Source organism: Kitasatospora sp. NPDC047058 (genome assembly GCF_040643935.1).
Lineage (GTDB): Bacteria > Actinomycetota > Actinomycetes > Streptomycetales > Streptomycetaceae > Kitasatospora.
The window spans coordinates 1-4,087 of the sequence record NZ_JBEYVJ010000526.1 but is presented as its reverse complement, the minus strand read 5'-3'; the positions used below and the strand labels follow the sequence as shown (position 1 = coordinate 4,087).

Genomic DNA, 4,087 nt, shown 5'->3' with positions numbered 1-4,087 from the left:
CCCGGCGATCGTGCCGGAGGCGACCGCGGCGATCACCGAGGTGTGCCGGAAGGCCTCCCGGGCGTACGGGTTGGAGATGTGCACCTCGATCAGCGAGCCGGCAGCAACGCCGAGCCAACCGCCACCACCGTGCCGGCCAGCAGCGGCAGGACGACGGCCGCCGTGTTGATCACCATGCCACCGGTGGGCAACGAGAAGCCGAGCACCGAGAACAGCGCCTTGAGCCCCGCCGCCACTCCGATGCCGCCGAGCACCCCGCCGAGCGAGGCCAGCACTCCGACGGCCAGCGCCTCCGCCAGCGTCGCCCCGAGCACCTGGCCGCGCACCGCACCGAGCGCCCGGAGCAGGGCGTTCTCCCTGGTCCGCTGGGCGACCACGATGGCGAAGGTGTTGTGGATGGTGAAGGTCGCGACCAGCAGCGCGATCCCGGCGAAGACCAGCAGCAGCGTGGTGAACATGGTGAGGAACCGCCCGGACACCATCGCGGTGCTCTCCTGGGTGGCCGCCGTCCCGGTGACCGCCTCCACCCCGCCCGGCAGCTGCGGGGCGATCCTCGCCGCCAGCTCGCGCTGGGAGACGCCGCCCGCCGCCCGGACCTGGATCGAGCTGGCCTGGCCGGCGCCCTTCGGCGTGAGGTAGCGCTCGGCGTCCCCGGGGCTGAGCGCGGTGAAGGTGCTCGGCCCCATCCCGTCGGCGCTGTCCCCGAAGGTGGCGATGCCGACGACGGTGACGGTCACCGGGTCGGGGGTGCGCAGCACGGTGGTGGAACCCACGTGCAGCCCGCCGGCCTTCGCCGCACCGCGGTTGACCACCGCCTCTCCGGGGGCCGCGGGGGCACGCCCCTCGGCCAGCTTGTACGGGTTGAGCCGGGTGTCCGCCAGCCAGTTGCCGGCCAGGGTCGGCGGCCCCTGCCCGCCGACCGGCTTGCCGTCGCTGCCGACCAGCTGGCCCGCGCCCTGGACGGACGGCTCGGCCGCCGCCACCCCCGGGACGGCCCGCAGCCGTTCGGCCAACGCGGCGTCCACGGGTGCCCGGACGCCGCCGGGCGTGCCCGGGGAGTCCAGGACGTCGGCGCTGCGGACCACCACGTCGGTCCCGGCGTTGGCGTCCGCGAACAGGGTGTCGAAGTTGGCCCGCAGGGTGTCGCCGAGCACCATCGTCCCGGTCAGGAAGCTGACCCCGAGCAGGATCGACACGAGCGTGCCGGCCAGGCGCCGCTTGTGCGCGCGCAGCGAGCGCAGGCTGAGCCGCACGGCCGTCGTCGTGGACGTCATGACCGCCCCCGTTCGAAGGCCTTCATCCGGTCCAGGACCCGGCCGGCGGTCGGCCGTTCCATCCGGTCGACCAGCCGGCCGTCGGCGAGGAACAGCGCCTCGTCGGCGTACCCGGCCGCCGTCGGGTCGTGGGTGACCATGACCACCGCCTGCCCCATCTCGTCCACCGCGCGGCGCAGCAGCCCGAGCACCTCGCCGCCGGTGCGCGAGTCGAGGTTCCCGGTCGGCTCGTCGGCGAAGACCACCTGGGGCCGGCCGGCCAGCGCCCGGGCCACCGCGACGCGCTGCTGCTGGCCGCCGGAGAGCTCGCTCGGGCGGTGGTGCAGCCGGTCGCCGAGGCCCACGACGTCGATCAGCGCGTCCAGCCACTCCTGGTCGGGTGCGGCGCCGGCCAGGTCCAGCGGGAGGGTGATGTTCTCCCGGACGGTGAGCGTGGGCACCAGGTTGAAGGCCTGGAAGACGAACCCGAGCCGCTCCCGGCGCAGCAGGGTGAGGCGCCGGTCGCCGAGCGGGCCGAGCTCGGTCTCGCCGATGTAGGCGCTGCCCGCGGTGAGCGTGTCCAGCCCCGCCGCACAGTGCATCAGGGTGGACTTGCCCGAGCCGGACGGGCCCATGATCGCGGTGAAGCGCCCGGCCGGGAACTCGACCGTGACGTGGTCGAGCGCCCGGACCTCGGTGCCGCCGACGCCGTAGATCTTGACGGCGTCGGCGACCCGCGCGGCGGTGCCGCGTACGACATCGAGGGTGGTCACTTCCCGGCACCCCCTCGGGACCGGCCGCCCCCGTAGGGACCGCCGTCCTGCGGGTGGTGCTGCTCGGTCAGGACGGCCCGCCGCGTGCGGTACTCCTCGGCGTCGATGTCCCCCTCGGCGTAGCGGCGGCCCAGCACGGCCAGCGGGTGGTCCGGCCCGGCTCCGCAGCCCCGGCGCCAGACCGTCCGGCGCAGGAGGACGATCACGAGGAACACCACGGCGGCCCAGGCCAGCGGGATCAGCAGGATCCAGGGGCCCGGCCAGCCCCCGTCATGGTCGGCCAGCAGCGTGTACATGGTGGTTCATCTCCTCAGCGGTCGGCTTCAGGGACCTCGGGACGGTTCCCGAAGTGCCTTGAGCCTCCCGCCGGGGCTCCTACTCACGCGTCCTCCGGGGAGCGGCAGTCGCGATACTCCCGGGGGAGTACGGACGGCCGCCGGGCATCGCGCGGGACGTACGGACGGCCGCGGGCGCCGGGGCCGCACCCGGCCCGGCCATCCTGCGATCCCTGCGATCCCGGCCATCCCGGTGCCCCCGCCGGACCGGACCTCAGCCCAGCCACCCCGGCCGGACCAGCCCCGACTCGTAGGCCAGCACCACCAGTTGCGCCCGGTCCCGCGCACCGAGCTTCACCATCGCCCGGCTGACGTGCGTCTTCGCGGTCAGCGGACTGACCACCAGCCGACGGGCGATGTCCTCGTTGGAGAGCCCCATGCCGACCAGCGCCAGGACCTCCCGCTCCCGCTCGGTGAGCACGGAGACGTCCGCGACCCCCGCCGCCGTGGCCTCCGGCGCCTTGGAGCGGGCGGCGAACTCGCCGATCAGGCGGCGCGTCACCCCCGGCGAGAGCAGCGCGTCACCCGCGACCGCGACCCGGACGGCGCGCAGCAGCTCGGTCGGCTCGGTGTCCTTGACCAGGAACCCGGCCGCGCCCGAGCGCAGCGCCTCGAAGACGTACTCGTCCAGCTCGAAGGTGGTCAGCACCACCACCCGCACCTCGGTCAGCGCCGGGTCGGCGGCGATCCGCCGGGTCGCCTCCAGGCCGTCCATCCGGGGCATCCGGATGTCCATCAGGACGACGTCCGGCAGGAGTTCGCGGGCCAGCCGGAGCGCGGCCTCGCCGTCGTCCGCCTCACCGACCACGGTGAGGTCGTCCTGCATGTCGAGCAGTGCCCGGAAGCCCGCCCGGACCAGCACCTGGTCGTCCGCCAGCAGTACCCGGATCACTCGCCCGTCCTCCCGCTCCCGCCGGCGGCACCCGGCCGCTCACCCCGGCCGTCCGGCCGCTCACCCGTTCCGCCCGGCCGTTCGCCGGTCGGCAGCACCGCCCGGACCCGGAACCCGCCGCCCGCCGACGGTCCCGCCGTGATGGAGCCGCCGAACGCGGCGGCCCGCTCCCGCATCCCGGCCAGCCCGCTGCCCGTCCCGCCCGCGTCCCCGGGCGCGGCCGGGCCGGGGTCGTCGACCGCGACGACCAGGGCGTCGGGATCCGTCCAGTCCAGCACGACCGCCGCCTGCCGGGCGATCGAGTGCCGGATCACGTTGGTCAGCGCCTCCTGGACGATCCGGAACGCCGTCAGGTCGACGCCGGCCGACAACGCCCGCCGCCTGCCCGCCTCGTGCACCTCGACCGCCAGCCCGACCCGGTCCGCCTGCTCGGTCAGCTCGTCCAGCCGGTCCAGCCCGGGTGCCGGGCCGCGCGGCGCCGCCGCCCCGGGCGCCCGCAGTGTCCCGAGCACCTGGCGGACCTCGTCGAGCGCCTCCTTGCTGGTCGCCTTGATCGTGGCCAGCGACGTCCGCGCCTGCTCCGGGCGGCTGTCGATCAGCGCCAGGGCGACCCCGGCCTGGATGTTGATCAACGAAAGGCTGTGCGCGAGGATGTCGTGCAACTCCCGTGCCATCCGCAGCCGTTCGTCATTGGCCCGGCGCTGCTCCAGCTGCTGCTGGTACGCCCGGTGGGCGGCCAGCACCGGCAAGGCGGTCACCGAGGCGCTCGCCGGCGGCGTGGCCCGCGAGGACCTCTACATCACCACCAAGCTCTGGAACTCGGGCACCCTCGAC

The 4,087-nt window shown here is 75.1% G+C and carries 3 protein-coding genes and 3 pseudogenes; all 6 read right to left on the bottom strand.

The genetic code is table 11. The annotated features are described in order from the left end of the window. A pseudogene (locus ABZ885_RS36745) lies at positions 1 to 93 on the bottom strand (type II 3-dehydroquinate dehydratase); the annotation flags it as partial. Next, a pseudogene (locus ABZ885_RS36740) lies at positions 93 to 1,274 on the bottom strand (ABC transporter permease); the annotation flags it as partial. The pseudogenes ABZ885_RS36740 and ABZ885_RS36745, both read right to left, overlap by 1 nt. Further along, positions 1,271 to 2,026, bottom strand: a complete 756-nt coding sequence (locus ABZ885_RS36735) for an ABC transporter ATP-binding protein (protein WP_360198847.1) — start codon at positions 2,024 to 2,026, stop codon at positions 1,271 to 1,273. The gene ABZ885_RS36735 and the pseudogene ABZ885_RS36740, both read right to left, overlap by 4 nt. Beyond that, the gene (locus ABZ885_RS36730; RefSeq protein WP_360198845.1) at positions 2,023 to 2,322 is read right to left on the bottom strand and encodes an SHOCT domain-containing protein; all 300 of its coding nucleotides are present in this window, start codon (positions 2,320 to 2,322) and stop codon (positions 2,023 to 2,025) included. Before ABZ885_RS36730 ends, ABZ885_RS36735 begins: the two co-directional genes overlap by 4 nt. A 253-nt stretch (positions 2,323 to 2,575) precedes the next feature. After that, positions 2,576 to 3,253 (bottom strand): response regulator transcription factor, encoded by a 678-nt coding sequence (locus tag ABZ885_RS36725; protein WP_360198843.1) that lies wholly within the window; start codon positions 3,251 to 3,253, stop codon positions 2,576 to 2,578. After that, positions 3,250 to 3,957 (bottom strand): annotated as a pseudogene (locus ABZ885_RS36720) (sensor histidine kinase); the annotation flags it as partial. The pseudogene ABZ885_RS36720 and the gene ABZ885_RS36725, both read right to left, overlap by 4 nt. Positions 3,958 to 4,087 lie beyond the last annotated feature (130 nt).